The sequence below is a fragment of the Streptomyces albicerus genome (assembly GCF_008905045.1).
GTDB classification, from domain to species: Bacteria; Actinomycetota; Actinomycetes; order Streptomycetales; family Streptomycetaceae; genus Streptomyces; species Streptomyces albicerus.
This window is the reverse complement of sequence record NZ_VWMY01000031.1, coordinates 122,923-138,999: the sequence shown is the minus strand read 5'-3', so window position 1 is coordinate 138,999 and position 16,077 is coordinate 122,923. Positions and strand designations below refer to the sequence as shown.

Sequence of the window (16,077 nt, the reverse complement as noted above, 5' to 3'; positions counted from 1 at the left end):
CCCGGCGCCGCGTCGACCCCCTGTTGGCCGCCCTGATCCCCCGTTGTCGGTGCCACCTGCCACAATTGCCGCGCAACCTCAGTGGAGAAGGCGGTACGGGATCGTGACGACACCCCTCGTAGGGTCCATCGAAGGCAGGATCGCCGAGGAACTCGGCGTACGGGAGCGGCAGGTGAAGGCCGCCGTCGACTTGCTCGACGGGGGCTCGACGGTGCCCTTCATCGCCCGCTACCGCAAGGAAGCGACCGAGATGCTCGACGATGCGCAGCTGCGCACGCTCGAGGAGCGGCTGCGCTATCTGCGGGAGCTGGAGGAGCGGCGCACGGCGATCCTCGACTCGGTGCGTGAGCAGGGCAAGCTCACCGAGGAGCTGGCGGCGCAGATCCGTGCCGCCGAGACCAAGGCGCGGCTCGAGGACATCTATCTGCCGTTCAAGCCGAAGCGGCGCACGAAGGCGCAGATCGCGCGTGAGGCGGGTCTGGAGCCGCTCGCCGAGGGGCTGCTCGGCGACCCGTCCGTCGACCCGCTGGCCGCGGCCACGGCCTTCGTCGACGCCGACAAGGGCATCGCCGACCCGCAGGCCGCCCTGGACGGCGCCCGCGCGATCCTCACCGAGCGGTTCTCGGAGGACGCCGACCTGATCGGCGAGCTGCGCGAGCGCATGTGGGTGCGCGGCCGGCTGGCCGCCAAGGTGCGGGACGGCAAGGAGGAGGCGGGCGCCAAGTTCGCCGACTACTTCGACTTCTCCGAGCCCTTCACGGAGCTGCCCTCGCACCGCATTCTCGCGATGCTGCGCGGCGAGAAGGAGGAGGTCCTGGACCTCGTCCTGGAGCCCGAGGAGCCGTCCGAGCAGCCCGGCCCGTCCTCGTACGAGGGGATCGTCGCGCATCGCTTCGGGATCGCCGACCGCGGCCGCCCCGCCGACAAGTGGCTGACGGACACGGTCCGTTGGGCCTGGCGCACCCGCCTGCTCGTGCACCTCGGCATCGACATGCGGATGCGGCTGCGCACGGCCGCCGAGGACGAGGCGGTCAACGTCTTCGCGGCGAACCTGCGCGACCTGCTGCTCGCCGCCCCGGCGGGCACGCGCGCGACGCTGGGGCTCGACCCCGGGTTCCGTACGGGCGTGAAGGTGGCCGTGGTCGACGCGACCGGCAAGGTCGTCGCCACGGACGTCATCTACCCGCACGTCCCGGCGAACAAGTGGGACGAGGCCATCGCCAAGCTCGCCCGGCTCGCCAAGGAGCACGCGGTCGAGCTGGTCTCCATCGGCAACGGCACGGCGTCCCGCGAGACGGACAAGCTCGCCGGTGAACTCATCGTCAAGCACCCCGAGTTGAAGCTCACGAAGGTGATGGTGTCCGAGGCGGGCGCCTCCGTGTACTCGGCCTCGGCCTTCGCCTCGCAGGAGCTGCCGGGCATGGACGTGTCCTTGCGCGGCGCCGTCTCCATCGCCCGCCGGCTGCAGGACCCGCTCGCCGAGCTGGTGAAGATCGACCCGAAGTCGATCGGTGTCGGCCAGTACCAGCACGACCTGTCCGAGGTGAAGCTCTCGCGCTCCCTCGACGCGGTCGTGGAGGACTGTGTGAACGGCGTCGGCGTGGACGTGAACACGGCCTCGGCGCCGCTGCTCTCCCGGGTCTCCGGCATCACCTCCGGACTCGCCGAGAACATCGTGGCGCACCGCGACACGAACGGTCCGTTCACGTCGCGCACCGCGCTCAAGAACGTGGCGCGGCTCGGCCCCAAGGCGTACGAGCAGTGCGCGGGCTTCCTGCGGATCCGCGGCGGTGACGACCCGCTGGACGCGTCGAGCGTCCACCCGGAGGCGTATCCCGTGGTGCGGCGGATGGTGAAGACGGCGGGCAGCGAGGTGGCCTCGCTGATCGGCAACACGGCGGTGCTGCGCTCGCTGAGGCCGAACGAATTCGTGGACGAGACGTTCGGTCTGCCGACGGTGACCGACATTCTGAAGGAGCTGGAGAAGCCGGGGCGCGATCCGCGGCCCGCCTTCAAGACGGCCACCTTCAAGGAAGGCGTGGAGAAGATCTCCGACCTCACCTCCGGGATGGTCCTCGAAGGGGTCGTCACGAACGTGGCCGCCTTCGGTGCCTTCGTGGACGTCGGTGTGCACCAGGACGGTCTGGTGCACGTCTCCGCGATGTCCAAGACGTTCGTCAAGGACCCGCGGGACGTGGTGAAGCCCGGCGACATCGTCAAGGTGAAGGTGCTGGACATCGACATTCCGCGGAAGCGGATCTCGCTGACGCTGCGGCTCGACGACGAGGCCGCTCCGCAGGCCCAGCAGGGTGGCGGGGGCCGCCCCCAGCGTGGCGGCGGACGGCCGCCGCAGCAGCGGGGCCAGCAGCCGCGGCAGGGTCGCGCCGGCGGTGGCGGTGGTGGCGGCGGCGGGGGTTCGCGGCAGGCGCCGCCGCCCGCCAACAGCGCGATGGCGGACGCGCTGCGGCGCGCGGGTCTGGTCGACCCGAACAAGGGCCGACGCTGAGCGCACGGGCCCGGGCCTTCCGGCAATGCCGCGGCCCGGGCCCGGTCCTCGCGTAGAGTGACGACATGGCCACCTCGCGCGTCATCACCTGGGAAGTCACAGCGAGCAAGGGGTACGGGACCGCTTGGATCGAGCTCGACAGCGACCTGCTGCGGGCACACGGACGTGCGGTGGGGACGACTCCTGAGCCGTACTGGGTCTCGTACGAACTCGACACGGCCGAGGACTTCGTGACCCGTCGGCTGCGGGTGACCGTCGAGAGCGCAGCGGGGGCGCGCGCTCTCGATCTGCGGCACGACGGCGAGGGTCGGTGGACCGCCGACGGGGTGCCGTTGCCCGAGGTCAACGGCGCCTTGGACTGTGACCTGGGGCTGTGTCCCCTTACGAACACCATGCCGGTGCGGCGGCATGGGCTGCATCTCGGTCCTGGTGAGCGTGACTTTCTGATGGCGTGGGTGTCTGTACCGGAGTTGACCGTGGAGGCGTCTCCGCAGACGTACACGCATCTCGGGCGGAGCGAGCGCGGTGGGGGGCGGGTTCGGTTCGTTTCCGAGGACTTCCGGAGTGACCTGGAGTTCGACGCGGACGGGTGTGTTGTGGACTACCCCTCGTTGGCTGTGCGGCTGGCGGCCCGCTGACTGCGTTGTGATGGGTCGTACTCACAGTGCGGGCCGTCCGTGGCTGGTCGCGCCCACGCGGCGGAGCCGCATATGTAACAGCCCCGCGCCCCTGAAGGGGCACTCAGCGTTCCGTGACCTTGCCCGACGCCACCTCTACGCGGCGCGTCGTGTGGACCGCGTTCAGCATGCGGCGGTCGTGGGTGACCAGGAGGAGTGTCCCCTCGTACGAATCCAGGGCTGATTCCAGTTGCTCGATCGCCGGTAGGTCGAGGTGGTTCGTCGGCTCGTCGAGGACGAGGAGGTTGACGCCTCGGCCCTGGAGGAGGGCTAGGGCGGAGCGGGTGCGTTCGCCCGGCGAGAGCGTCGCCGCCGGGCGCAGGACGTGGTCCGCCTTGAGGCCGAACTTGGCCAGCAGGGTGCGGACTTCGGCGGGCTCGGTGTCGGGGACGGCCGCGGAGAACGCGTCGAGCAGTGCCTCCGGTCCGTGGAACAGCTTGCGGGCCTGGTCGACCTCGCCGACGATCACACCCGAGCCGAGGGAGGCGTGGCCGGAGTCCAGCGGTACGCGGCCCAGCAGGGCACCCAGCAGCGTGGACTTGCCCGCGCCGTTCGCGCCGGTGACGGCCACCCGGTCCGCCCAGTCGATCTGGAGGGTGGCCGGGCCGAGGGTGAAGTCGCCCCGCCGGACCTCGGCGTCCCGCAGGGTGGCGACCACGGCACCGGACCGGGGCGCAGCCGCGATCTCCATCCGCAGTTCCCACTCCTTGCGCGGCTCGTCGACGGTGTCGAGCCGCTCGATCATGCGCTGGGTCTGCCGGGCCTTGGCGGCCTGTTTCTCGCTGGCCTCGCTGCGGAACTTGCGGCCGATCTTGTCGTTGTCGTTGTTCGCCTTGCGCCGGGCATTCTTGACGCCCTTGTCCATCCAGGAGCGCTGCATCTGGGCACGTCCTTCGAGCGCGGACCGCTTGTCGGCGTACTCCTCGTAGTCCTCGCGGGCGTGCCGGCGCGCCACGTCCCGCTCCTCCAGGTAGGCCTCGTATCCGCCGCCGTACAGGGTGATCTGCTGCTGTACGAGGTCGAGTTCGAGAACCTTGGTGACCGTGCGGGTGAGGAACTCGCGGTCGTGGCTGACCACGACCGTGCCCGCGCGCAGACCGGAGACGAAGCGTTCGAGGCGCTCCAGGCCGTCCAGGTCGAGGTCGTTGGTCGGCTCGTCGAGCAGGAACACGTCGTAGCGGGAGAGCAGGAGCGAGGCTAGTCCGGCGCGGGCGGCCTGGCCGCCGGACAGGGACGTCATCAGCTGGTCGAGGCCCACTCCGAGGCCCAGCGAATCGGCGACCTCCTCGGCCCGCTCGTCGAGGTCGGCGCCGCCGAGCCCGAGCCAGCGCTCCAGGCTGGTCGCGTACGCGTCGTCCGCGCCCGGCGCCCCGTCGACGAGCGCCTGCGTGGCCTCGTCCATCAGGCGCTGGGCCTCGGCGACGCCCGTGCGGCGCGCCAGGAAGTCCCGTACGGTCTCGCCCTCCCGCCGCTCCGGCTCCTGCGGCAGATGACCGACGGTCGCCGCCGGCGGGGAGAGCCGCAGCTCGCCCTCCTCGGGCGTGAGCAGCCCGGCGAGCATCCGCAGCAGGGTGGACTTGCCCGCGCCGTTGGCACCGACGAGCCCGATCACGTCGCCGGGCGCGACGACGAGGTCGAGCCCGGAGAAGAGCGAGCGGTCGCCGTGTCCGGCGGCGAGATTCTTGGCGACGAGAGTGGCAGTCATCAGGGGGCCGATCCTAATCGCCCGGCCCGCACCCCTGCGCCCGGGTTTCACGCACGTCAGGGCCCGGGCTCGGCGCACGTCAGGGCCCGGGCTCCGCGCACGTCAGCGGCCGGGCTCTCAGCAAGCCCGGGCCGTCAGGACACGGACGCCCTCCCACCTCCTCAGCGCGCCATCGGTTCCACCAACACGCCCCCCGACGTCCGCGCCACGATGAAGGACTCCCCCTTCGTGGCCTTCGCGTCCAGTGGGAGCCGGTGGCGGCCCGCTTCCAGGACGCCGTCGAAGACCTCGTACATATGCGTGCGGTAGAGGCGGTCCAGGCGGTACGCGGTCAGCTGGACCCGGCAGGTGGAGGTGACCTCGACGCCCGCCTCGCCGTCGGCGGCGACCAGCCGGGTCAGGCGGCGCTGTTCCTCAGGGCTGCGGTCCAGGGCGTGTTCGATCTGGGCGACCAGGAGCGGGATGATCGGGGCCAGGCCCTCGACATACGCGACGTCGACGCCGGCGCGCTCGAAGGACTCGCGTACGGCGGCACGTTCCTGCTCGGTGACCGCACGGCCGAAGGCGACCGCGCCATAGGTGCGCAGTTCGTCGGCGGGGACGTCGGTGGCGTCCCTGGTGACGTCCGCGCCGATGTTGATGATCCGCAGGGCTGCCGCGAGCTTGGCCAGGACGGCGGCCCGGGCACCGATCAGAAGGACCCGGCGGCGCTCGCCCGCGGCGCCGGTGAGCAGGGAGCCGAGCGCGGCGCGGTACTCGGCGCCGCGGAAGCGGAACGGGCCTATGCCGTGATAGCCGTTGCGCTCCAGATCCGCCTGCTCGTCGGTCTGCCAGGCGAAGTCGCGCCATTCGTAGTCGTCGCCGTGGCGCTCGATCGCCGCGGTCACGGCACCGCAGGCGAGGTCCTCGCACTCCGGGCAGCCGTAGATGACGTACCGGCCGCCCTCAAGCGGAGCGTCGGCTTCCAGCAGCAGACTGCGTACCTGTGCGGTGAAGATCGCGGGCGGTACGTCGGAGGCGAGGGGGGACACGGCGTCGAGGTCGGAGAGCTGGTACAGCAGCGGGCGTCCGTCGACGATGAAGTCCACGAAGTCCCGGTGCACTTGGTAGTCACCATTGGCAAGGACGCCGCCGGCACGCATCGCCGGGGCCAGGCCGAAGGTCGCGTACTCGGCAGACATGCTGTGAGTATCCCCAGAGTAAGCGCGGTCTGAGCACGGCATGACAGATTCCGCTAACGTCCCCGCATGGAGAGTGATCGACGCGGTGATGTGATCGTGGTCGGCAGCGGTGTCATCGGGCTGACGACGGCCGTCGCGTTGGCCGAGCGCGGCAGACGCGTACGGATCTGGGCGCGGGAGCCCGCCGAGCGGACCACCTCGGCGGTTGCGGGTGCGCTGTGGTGGCCGTACCGCATCGATCCGGAGGCGCTCGTCGGCGAGTGGGCGCTGCAATCACTGTCCGTGTACGAGGAGTTGGCGTTGCGGCCCGAGGAGACGGGCGTACGCCTGGTCGAGGGCGTACACGGTGAGACGCGGCTGGACGGGCTCGGGTCGTGGGCGGCGCGGGTGTCCGGACTGCGGGCGGCCACGGCCGCCGAGTACGCGGGGGTGGGCCTGTGGGCGCGGTTGCCGCTGATCGACATGCCGGTTCATCTGGCGTGGCTGCGCCGACGGTTCGCCGCGGCGGGCGGCACGATCGAGGAACGGTACGTCACGGATCTCTCGGAGGTCGAAGCGCCGGTCGTGGTCAACTGCACGGGGCTCGGTGCCCGGGATCTCGTACCGGATCCGGCGGTGCGGCCGGTGCGGGGGCAGTTGGTCGTCGTGGAGAACCCCGGTGTGACCACCTGGCTCACGTCGGGGCATACCGGCGCCAAGTCGACATACTTCTTTCCGCAGCCGGGCGGGCTGATCCTGGGCGGCACAACCGACGAGGACGCGTGGTCGCTGACGCCCGATGCCACGGTGGCCGAGGAGATCGTGCGGCGCTGTGCGGTGCTGCGGCCGGAGATCGCCGGGGCGCGGGTCATCGATCACCGGGTGGGGTTGCGGCCGGTCCGGCACGCGGTGCGGCTGGAGCGTGAACTCCTGCCCGGCGGGCGGGTGCTGGTGCACAACTACGGGCACGGCGGGGCGGGTATCACGGTCGCCTGGGGTTGTGCGCGGGAGGCGGTCGGGCTCGCCTCCCGCGGGGCGCTCCGCTGAGCGCTCCGCGGGAAGGGCGGTCCGTTGAGCGCGGGCCGTCGGTGGCTGGTCGCTCCCCCACTCTCGGCTTCGCTCGAGCGGGGGGACCCCCATGAGCGGGGGGACTCCCATCGCGGCGGAGCCGCATATGTCACAGCCCCGCGCCCCTAAAGGGGGCGCGGGGACACCGAACCTCGTCAAAACAGCTCAAACGTGGTCGTGGCCGATTGGGTCTCCCTCCGTGTCCGTGCCGGGGCCCGGGCCGACCCTGATCCCGAATTCGCCGTCGTACTTCTTGTGGCCCTCGATCACCGCGAGTCCGACGGCCTCGGAGCCCATCTCGCGGCGCACGATGACCGGGTCCTGGCGCAGGTCGCGCATGAGCGCGACGCACATGCCGATCATCACGAGGGCGAACGGGGCCGCGGCCAGGATCGTGAGGTTCCGCAGACCGGTGAGCGCGTCGGCCTGGCCGCTGCCGATGAGCAGCATGATGGCGGCGACGCCTCCGGTCACCACGCCCCAGAACACCACGACGAAGCGGCCGGGTTCGAGGGCGCCCTTCTGGGAGAGCGTGCCCATCACGATGGACGCGGCGTCGGCTCCCGAGACGAAGAAGATGCCGACGAGGATCATCACCAGCAGGCTGGTGGCGGTCGCGATGGGGAACTCGTGCAGGACCCCGAAGAGTTGACCCTCGGGGGTCGTCTCACCGCGAAGCTGTCCGGCCTCCTGCAACTTCATCGACGCACCGCCGAAGACCGCGAACCAGATCAGGCTGACGGTGCTGGGCACGAGAATGACGCCGCCGACGAACTGACGGATGGTGCGGCCGCGGCTGATGCGGGCGATGAACATGCCGACGAACGGCGTCCAGGAGATCCACCACGCCCAGTAGAAGACGGTCCAGCTGGCCAGCCAGTCCGCGACGCCCTCTCCGCCGCTCGCATCGGTGCGGCCGGCGAGCTCAGGCAGGTCACCGAGGAAGGAGAAGATCGAGGTGGGCAGCAGGTCGAGGATGATGATCGTCGGTCCCGCGACGAAGACGAACAGGGCGAGCGCCAGCGCAAGAACCATGTTGATGTTCGACAACCACTGGATGCCTCTCTCGATGCCCGAGACGGCGGAGGCGACGAAGGCCAGCGTCAGCACCGCGATGATGGCGACGAGCAGGCCGGTGCTGACGTCGTCCATCCAGTCCAGCTCCTGGAAACCGGAGCCGATCTGGAGCGCGCCCAGACCGAGTGAGGCAGCGGAACCGAAGACGGTGGCGATGATCGCGAGGATGTCGATCGCGCGGCCGGTGCCGCCGTTGGCGTGCTTCTCGCCGATGAGCGGGGTGAAGACCGCGCTGATGGTCTGGCGGCGGCGCTTGCGGAACGTGCTGTAGGCGATGGCGAGGCCGACCACCGCGTAGATCGCCCAGGGATGCAGCGACCAGTGGAAGAGGGTGGTGGCCATCGCCGTCTCCATGCGTTCGGCGGAGTCGGCGGGGCTGGTACCCGGCGGAGGGGTCGTGTAGTGCGAGAGCGGCTCGCTCACCCCGTAAAACATCAGGCCGATGCCCATGCCGGCGCTGAACATCATCGCGACCCAGGACACCGTGCGGAACTCCGGCTGCTCGTCCTCGGCGCCGAGGCGGATCGCGCCGTAGCGGCTGACCGCGAGCCACAGCGCGAAGACCACGAAGGCGGAGGCGGCCAGGATGAAGGCCCAGCCTCCGTTGTGGATCAGGCCTTCGAGCATGTCCCCGGAGACGCTCTCCAGCGAGTCCGTTCCGACCGCACCCCAGATCACGAAGGCAACGGTGATGGCGGCGGTCACGCCGAACACCACCCGGTCGGTCTGATGGTCGGGAGCGTCGGGAATGTCCGACGGATCTTCCCGGCCTCCTCGCTTCCTCAGGTCCTCAGTCATCGGCGGCACCTTCCCGTGGAAGCCATATGGACGCTGCTTTCTCGTTACGCCATAGGACCTACCACAGGTGCCGCCGATCACACTTGTCTCAGCAGCCGGTGTCTGGTTCCCCGACAGCGAGATGGTACGGGGCGCGTTCGTCGAGCAGCAGCGGGACGAGGGCGCGCAGGGACTGGCGCAGCGGTACGTAGGTGCCCTCGGCGTCCTGCCTCACCTTGACTCCGTGCAGTGCGAGTTCGTCCTTGAGTTCCGCGTACTGCCCGGCGGTGAGCCGGTAGGCGCAGGGCGGGTCCTGGATGGTCTCGGACGGTTCGGCCGGGTCGTTGTCCGCGCCGCCGACGTAGACCGGGCCGCTGTCCCGGTAGCCGGCGAGACGGGCCGCCGACGTGGCCGCCTCGACCCGGGTGCGCCGCTCGTCCGTGAAGTCCAACAGCCCGTCCAGCGCGGCCAGTTGGGAGTGCACTCGGCGCCGGTTGTTGAGCGCCTCGTCGGCCTTCTCGGCATCGGTGAGGGGGCCGACGCGGCTCTCGATGAGCAGTCCGACGCCGTGTTTGACGCCGGACATGTTCCGCAGGATCCGCTCCTGCCCGTCGCCCGCGACCTGCCGGATCGGTTCGCCGGTCACGGGGTCGGTCCAGATGCCGTACGTCCCGGTCGAGTACCCCGCTCCCTCGGCCGCGGGCCGCACGTACGCCTGTGACAGGGTCTGCGCCTCGTCGTGCACGGCCGCGTCGGTGTTGAGGTTGCGCGGCCAGAGGTCGAAGAGGTCCTTGTCGTAGTACGGCGGCGTGGCCCCGTACTCGTGCAGGTCGTAGACGACGTCGGGCCTGCGGTCGCGGACGACGGCGGCCATGGCCCGTGCCTCGGCCGTCCGCAGCGCGAGGTGGTCGCGGTTGATGTCGACGCCGTCGCTGTTGCCGCGGGTGTCGGCGGCCCGGCCGTCCGGGTTGGCGGTGGGCACGACGAGCAGTGTGGTGCGGTCGAGGAACTTCCGTGTGGCGGCGTCCTTCGCGTACGCGAGGTCGCGGACGGTGGTGAGGCAGGCCTCGCGTCCGGACGGTTCGTCGCCGTGCTGGCTGCATACGAGCAGCACGGTGTTGGCCGCGTGCCGGCTGCCGATGCGTACGAGCTGGAGCGGGCGGTCCTGTTTGGTGGTGCCGATCCGGGTGAGCGACACCCGGTCGCTCGACTTGTCGACGGCGGCGAGGAAGTCCTGCTCCTCGGGCTGGGTGGTCCAGCGCGCGCCGTCGGTCTGCTCGAATCCGGTACGCGGCGGGCGTTCCGTCGCGTGGGCGGGCACCGTCAGGAGGGGTGCGATGAGCACCGCCGCCGTTAGGGCGAGGGCTCCGATGTGGCGGGGCGTCATCAGTTGCTGCCTCCGGGGACGCGGTGCGGGGCGCGCGGCTCGGCGACGCCGTCGAGGGTGGCGTCAGGAGTGACGTACGCGGATCCGGAGGTGGCGCGGTCGAAGGCGGCGGTGCCTCCGACGAGCGGTACGCGGGCCGACGTACGGGACAGGTCGAGGGTGAGCGTGGGCGTGCTCGACGGCGGGTCGATGAGGTCCTTGTCGGTGCCGGCGACGATCAGCGCCAGGCGGTGTCCCGCCGGGACGACGTGGTCGCTGACGTGCAGGTCGAGGGTGATGGTGTAGGGCTTGCCCGGGGTGAGCGGGGCGCCCGTCAGGTCGGAGGCGTGGTTGCCGAGGTCGGCCCAGCCGCGGCTGAACACCGTGTAGTCGACGTCGGCGGTCTTGGCCTCGGTCTCCTTGTAGCAGGAGCTGTCGCCGGTGGTGCTCGGGCCCCAGCAGGTGCGGTCGGTGAGCGTGGCGATGCCCTCGCCCGCGGCGGCGTAGTCGCGGATGGTGTCCGGGCCCAGGTCGACGAGGACCGCGGAGAGGTGGGCGGTGGAGGTGCTCGGGGTGGCGGTGACGGTCACCTTGGAGGAGCCGGACAGGCGGACGTCGCGGGTGAGCGGCTTGGTGATGAATCCGGCCTTGGCGGACGTCGGCCGGTCGATCTGGGCTGCCCAGTCGGTCTCGTCCTGCTGCGGGTCGTCGGTGAAGGTCTCGGTGCCCGATCCGGTACGCAGTCCGAGGGTGCCGACGCCCGCCTGCTCGCCCTTGCCCGGGCGCAGCTTCACGGTGTCGGTGGCGCGGGGCGGCCAGACGTTCGACGTGACCCACTGGTCGGGGGCGCGCTCGATGTCGGCCATGGGCTCGTCGTCGATGCCGTTGTCATAGCCGAGGAGTTCGTGGTCGAACCAGCGGTGCAGGGTGTCCACCCACTCGGCGCGGCGGAAGTCGAACGGGTCGACGTGGCCGACCTGGGAGATCCAGATCTTGCGCTCGACGCCGTTCTCTGCGAGGGCGTCCCACCACTGGCCGAAGTGCTTGGGGCGGACGTTGAGGTCCTGCTGGCCGTGGATGACGAAGACGCTCGCGTCGACCTTGCGGACGTCCTTCACGTAGTCGCGCTCGGTCCACAGCTTGGTCCAGTCGCCCGTGCGCGGGGCTCCTTCGACGAGTTCCTGCTGGACGGCGGCGCACCTGGCGCGGGCGTCGGGGCTCTCGACGTAGTCGGACAGCCATTCGGGGCCCGAGTCGTAGAGCGGGGCGCCCTTGGCGAAGTAGTAGTCGTACCAGGAGGAGATGGCGGCGATGGGGACGATCGTCTCCAGGCCCTCGACTCCGGTGGCGGCGACGCCGTTGGCGATCGTGCCGTCGTAGCTCTTGCCGATCATGCCCGTCTTGCCGTTGGTCCAGCCGGCTTTGGCCTTCGTACTCCCTGTACGGGAGGTGTAGCCCTTGGCCCGGCCGTTCAGCCAGTCGACGACGGCCTTCGCGGACTGGATGTCGGAGCGGCCGCCGACGTCCACACAGCCGTCGGAGCGGTTGGTCCCGGCGAGGTCGACGGCGACGAAGGCGTAGCCGCGCGGCACGAAGTAGTTGTCGTAGAACAGCGGCATCTGGACGACGTTGCCGTTCGCGTCGTACGTCTTCTTCTGGCTCTCGTTCCCGCGGCCGCAGCAGGAGTAGTACGGACTGGCGTCCATGATCACGGGTATCTTGCGGCCCTGCTGGGCGGGTTCGCGCGGGCGCACGATGTCGACGGCGACCCGGTCGGTCTTCCCGTCGCTGTCGCCGTCCAGTTTGGTGTCCACCCAGACGGATTCGCGGATCGCGTTCTCGTACGAGTGGACGGGGGTGCTCTCCCGCGGCGCGCTGTGGGCCGCCGTCGGGGCGAGGAGCGTGGCCATCAGGGCGGCGGTGGCCGCCGTCGCGAGCGATCTCCAGGTGATGAGGCGCATGTGGCGTGCTGGTGTCCGCATGCGCGGAAGGTACTCCGGTCAACTCCTGTGCAAAAGAGGGCCATTCGAGGTGCGCGGGGTTCGGCCGAGGTGTGGCTTGAAAGGTGCGTGGGGCGGAGTCGCTCATGTCGGCCGAATGGCGATCGTGTGACAGGAGCGGTCATGGACACAGGCGGGCTCACAGGGACTGAATAGGCTCCGAAAAGACCTCGTGCCCCTACGACTTGGAGCTTGACGTGCACCGCAGACTCATCGCCCCGGGCGCACTCGCGACCTCCCTGCTGCTGGCGATCCCGGCATCGGCGGCGGACTACTCCCCCGGGGCGCCGGGCATCGGCGACCCCTACTACCCGGCCTACGGCAACGGCGGATACGACGTCTCTCACTACGATCTGCGGCTCAAGTACCAGCCGACGACGGACACGCTGGAGGGCACGGCGACCCTCCTGGCCAGAACCACGCAGGACCTCTCCCGGTTCAATCTGGACTTTCTGCTCGATGTGAGCGAGGTCCGGGTCAACGGCGCCAAGGCGTCGTTCGCGACCTCGGGCGAGCACGAGCTGGAGGTCACGCCGAAGAACCCGCTGCCCAAGGGCACGGCCGTCACGGTCGTGGTGCGCTACAGCGGGGTGCCGTCCTCGAAGACGGCGTACGGGTTCACCAGCTGGCACCGCACACCGGACGGCGGGGTCGGGGCGAACGAGCCCGAGGCGGCCTGGTGGTGGTTCCCCAGTAACGACCATCCGCTGGACAAGGCCACGTACGACGTGTCGGTCGCCGTGCCGGACGGATCGCAGGCGATCTCCAACGGCACGCTGCAGTCGGTGAGTTCACGGGCCGGCTGGACGCGGTACAGCTGGCGGTCCAACAAGCCGCAGGCCACCTATCTCGCCACGCTGGCGGTCGGGAAGTTCGACGTCACGACCGGGACGTCGGAGAGCGGGATCCCGATCGTCAACGCGTACAGCAAGGATCTGGGCGACAACTACGGGGCGGCGCGCGCGAGCATCGAGCGCACCGGGGAGGTCGCCGACTGGCTCGCCGAATACTTCGGGCCATATCCGTTCAACGCGCTGGGCGGTTATGTGCCGAACACCGACACCGGGTACGCGCTGGAGACCCAGACCCGGCCGTTCTACAGCCCGCGGCAGTTCGCGAGCGGTACGAACGTGTCCGTGGTGGTCCATGAGCTGGCCCACCAGTGGTACGGCGACTCGGTGTCCGTCGCCGGGTGGAAGGACATCTGGATCAACGAGGGCTTCGCGCGGTACGCGCAGTGGCTGTGGTCGGAGCACGAGGGCGAGGGGACGGCGCAGGAGATCGCGGACTATGTGTACGCGTCGCGGCCTGCCGACGATCCGTTCTGGACCGTCAGGCCCGGGGATCCGGGTCCGGAGAACCAGTTCCATCTCGCCGTGTACGACCGTGGGGCGCTGGCGTTGCAGGCGCTGCGGAACGAGGTCGGTGACGAGGCGTTCTTCGCCATTCTGAAGGGGTGGCCGACGCGGTACGCGCACGGGAACGCGACGGTCGGTGACTTCGTGGAGTATGCCGAGTCGGTGTCGGGGAAGCCGCTTGCGTCGCTGTTCGACACGTGGCTCTATCAGGCGTCGAAGCCGGGTGCGCCCGCGGCGCGGGCCGTTTCGATCGCGCCTCGGTCGCAGGGGGTTGCTGCGCAGCCGAAGTCCTGGAAGAAGATCGCGGCTACCAATTCAGTGCATGAGCACTGAGCGCTTCGCGGGGCCGGGTGGGGTGGCGCGGGTCCGTGGGATCGTGCGGGTCAGTGGGGGCTGGTCGCGCAGTTCCCCGCGCCCCTTGTGGGGCGCCCCCCTGACTGGGCCCGTTAAGCGTGACCGGATCTCGGCTTCACGGGAGTAGGGATCCGCTCGCCGACGACTCGGCTCGCCAAGTCCGAGGCCAACTCCGATACGGACATACGGAGTTCGGCCTCGGCGGCGGCGAAGTCCGCTTCGATGTGGGCGCGGCCCTCGGCCAGGATGGCGTCGCGTTCGCGTTGTCCTTCGGCTCGGGTTGCCGCGATCACGGCGGCGCCCTCCTCGAAGGCCTGCTGCCGGATGCGGGCCGCGTCGTGCCGGGCCTCGGCGAGCGCCGCCTCCGCCTCGGCGCGTTTCTCCTCGGCGCGGGCGCGTACCGCCTCGGCCTGCTTGGCGGCGCCTCTGGTCGCCTGGTCCCGCGCGTCGAGCACCCGTTCTATGCGGGGCAGCACCCGTACGAAGAACAGGAAGACCGCCGCGAACAGCGGCAACGCGACCAGGACGTCCTGGACCTTCGGGTTGAGGGGGCCAATGGGGTAAGGAATGATATCCATGGCCATGACTTACCCGCTCATGCGTGCGCAACAACGCGCATCTGCGCCAGAGTTGACCGAAAGTCACCGGTTCCGGTGAAACAGGAGGGGCCGAGTGGAAGCGAGAGCGGCCGAGGGACTCGCTCAGTCCCCGTGGTCGTAAACCGTCACCGCGATCCCCCGCCCGATGAGCCGCTCGGCTATCAGCGGCTCCACGCGCGACCACTTCCCGCCCGCGAGGCCGCATCCGATGCGCGGCATGTGGACGGACGCGCCGAGCTCGACGGCCTTGTCGGCGAGCGGTCCGAGCGCCGCGTCGATCGCCTCGTACCGGACAGGTACGCCTTTGCTGCCGGTGCGTATGCCACGCTGGCCGATCATGTTGGCCACCCACACATACCGGTCGACCTGGACGAACTGGGCCGCGCCCAGACCGAAGTCGTTGCCGGCGCGCTCGCGGTGCCAGCGGCGGTAGGCCGCCTCCGGCTCCGGCCAGCGATTCGACAGGGCGAGGACGAAGCCCTTGCCCCAGCCCCCGATGTCGTTGCAGACATGGGCGATCAGCTTGACGCCTTTGCCCAGCGGGACGGTGGCATCGCCCCGGACATACGTGATCTCCGACATGACGCCACCGTACGGACCGCCACTGACAACCGGCCGTGGCCCCTGTCACCGTCGACTCCTCGTGGAGCTTTCACAACACAGGTGAGACAGCAATACTGTTGCACCGCACCGATGCGGCAGACGCGGTACCCGAAGGAGCAGGCATGGCGACGGACACCGGGGAGCCGACGCTCACTGTCGACGAACTGGCCGCGCGGGCGGGTGTCACGGTGCGGACCGTGCGCTTCTACGGCACGAAGGGGCTGTTGCCGCCGCCGGTGATCGGGCCACGTCGGGTGGGTCACTACAGCCAGGAGCATCTGTCGCGGCTCGCGCTCATCGAGGAGTTGCAGCACCAGGGAATGACGCTGGCCGCGATCGAGCGGTATCTGCAACAGCTGCCGGAGGGACTCAGCGCCCATGATCTGGCCATCCATCGTGCCGTGGTGGCCTCCTGGGCGCCGGACTCGGCGGAGGAGGTGAGCCGTGCGGAGCTGGAGCGCCGGGCGGGGCGGCCGCTGAGCGCGGAGGATCTGGACCGGCTGGTCGCGATGAGCGTCGTCGGGGTGGCGGCCGCCCCGGACACGTACCGCGTCGACCTCGGGCTGCTGCGGCTCGGCGTCCAGCTGCTCGACGTGCCGATCGCGCACGAGACGATCCTCGCCGCTCGCGCGGTCCTGATGGAACACACGCGCGCGGCGGCCCACGAGCTCTCCCAGCTGTTCCGGGACGAGGTGTCGGAGCGCGAGTCCGTCGCGGCGGTGAAGGATCTGTCGGCCCACATGCAACCACTCGTGGTCCAGGCCTTGTTGACGACGTTCCAGCGCTCCCTCAAAGAGGAGCTGCGGGAGTGGCTCAGGGAGTCCTGA

The 16,077-nt window shown here is 70.1% G+C and carries 12 protein-coding genes; 5 read left to right on the top strand and 7 right to left on the bottom strand.

The annotated features are described in order from the left end of the window. Positions 1-103: 103 nt before the first annotated feature. Together GAS53_RS27720 and GAS53_RS27715 are read left to right on the top strand one after the other, a co-directional pair. On the top strand, positions 104-2,506 hold the full coding sequence (locus GAS53_RS27720) for a Tex family protein (protein WP_151480441.1): 2,403 nt from the start codon (positions 104-106) through the stop codon (positions 2,504-2,506). 65 nt (positions 2,507-2,571) lie between these two features. Continuing rightward, a complete protein-coding gene (locus GAS53_RS27715) occupies positions 2,572-3,144 on the top strand; it encodes a putative glycolipid-binding domain-containing protein (RefSeq protein ID WP_151480440.1) in 573 nt (190 codons plus the stop codon). Between the two features lie 103 nt (positions 3,145-3,247). On the opposite strand, the gene GAS53_RS27710 is transcribed toward GAS53_RS27715, so the two are convergent. Together GAS53_RS27710 and GAS53_RS27705 are read right to left on the bottom strand one after the other, a co-directional pair. Continuing rightward, a complete protein-coding gene (locus GAS53_RS27710; RefSeq protein ID WP_151480439.1) occupies positions 3,248-4,888 on the bottom strand; it encodes an ABC-F family ATP-binding cassette domain-containing protein in 1,641 nt (546 codons plus the stop codon). Positions 4,889-5,049: 161 nt separating this feature from the next. Continuing rightward, a complete protein-coding gene (locus GAS53_RS27705; protein ID WP_151480438.1) occupies positions 5,050-6,069 on the bottom strand; it encodes an oxidoreductase in 1,020 nt (339 codons plus the stop codon). A 66-nt stretch (positions 6,070-6,135) separates the two neighbouring features. Between GAS53_RS27705 and GAS53_RS27700 the strand changes: the two genes are divergently transcribed. Continuing rightward, positions 6,136-7,095: an FAD-dependent oxidoreductase gene (locus GAS53_RS27700; RefSeq protein WP_151480437.1), complete on the top strand. Its 960-nt coding sequence runs from the start codon at positions 6,136-6,138 to the stop codon at positions 7,093-7,095. A 186-nt stretch (positions 7,096-7,281) separates the two neighbouring features. On the opposite strand, the gene GAS53_RS27690 is transcribed toward GAS53_RS27700, so the two are convergent. The 3 genes from GAS53_RS27690 to GAS53_RS27680 form a co-directional block, all read right to left on the bottom strand. Then, a complete protein-coding gene (locus GAS53_RS27690) occupies positions 7,282-8,991 on the bottom strand; it encodes a BCCT family transporter (protein WP_151480435.1) in 1,710 nt (569 codons plus the stop codon). 88 nt (positions 8,992-9,079) lie between these two features. Then, positions 9,080-10,357: a M14 family metallopeptidase gene (locus GAS53_RS27685; RefSeq protein WP_151480434.1), complete on the bottom strand. Its 1,278-nt coding sequence runs from the start codon at positions 10,355-10,357 to the stop codon at positions 9,080-9,082. After that, positions 10,357-12,318 (bottom strand): Xaa-Pro dipeptidyl-peptidase, encoded by a 1,962-nt coding sequence (locus GAS53_RS27680; protein ID WP_225859110.1) that lies wholly within the window; start codon positions 12,316-12,318, stop codon positions 10,357-10,359. The genes GAS53_RS27685 and GAS53_RS27680 overlap by 1 nt, the downstream gene beginning before the upstream one ends. 215 nt (positions 12,319-12,533) lie before the next feature. On the opposite strand from GAS53_RS27680, the gene GAS53_RS27675 reads away from it, so the two are divergent. Next, positions 12,534-14,027: a M1 family metallopeptidase gene (locus GAS53_RS27675; RefSeq protein WP_151480433.1), complete on the top strand. Its 1,494-nt coding sequence runs from the start codon at positions 12,534-12,536 to the stop codon at positions 14,025-14,027. 113 nt (positions 14,028-14,140) lie between these two features. Here the strand turns inward: GAS53_RS27675 and GAS53_RS27670 are convergent, their stop codons facing one another. Both GAS53_RS27670 and GAS53_RS27665 read right to left on the bottom strand, forming a co-directional pair. Next, positions 14,141-14,626 carry a F0F1 ATP synthase subunit B family protein gene (locus GAS53_RS27670; protein ID WP_151480432.1) on the bottom strand — a complete coding sequence of 162 codons (486 nt, stop codon included), beginning with the start codon at positions 14,624-14,626 and terminating at the stop codon, positions 14,141-14,143. Positions 14,627-14,749: 123 nt separating this feature from the next. Further along, complete coding sequence (locus GAS53_RS27665) at positions 14,750-15,229, bottom strand: macro domain-containing protein (protein WP_151480431.1); 480 nt, start codon at positions 15,227-15,229, stop codon at positions 14,750-14,752. Positions 15,230-15,372: 143 nt separating this feature from the next. Between GAS53_RS27665 and GAS53_RS27660 the strand changes: the two genes are divergently transcribed. Continuing rightward, a complete protein-coding gene (locus tag GAS53_RS27660) occupies positions 15,373-16,077 on the top strand; it encodes a MerR family transcriptional regulator (RefSeq protein WP_151480430.1) in 705 nt (234 codons plus the stop codon).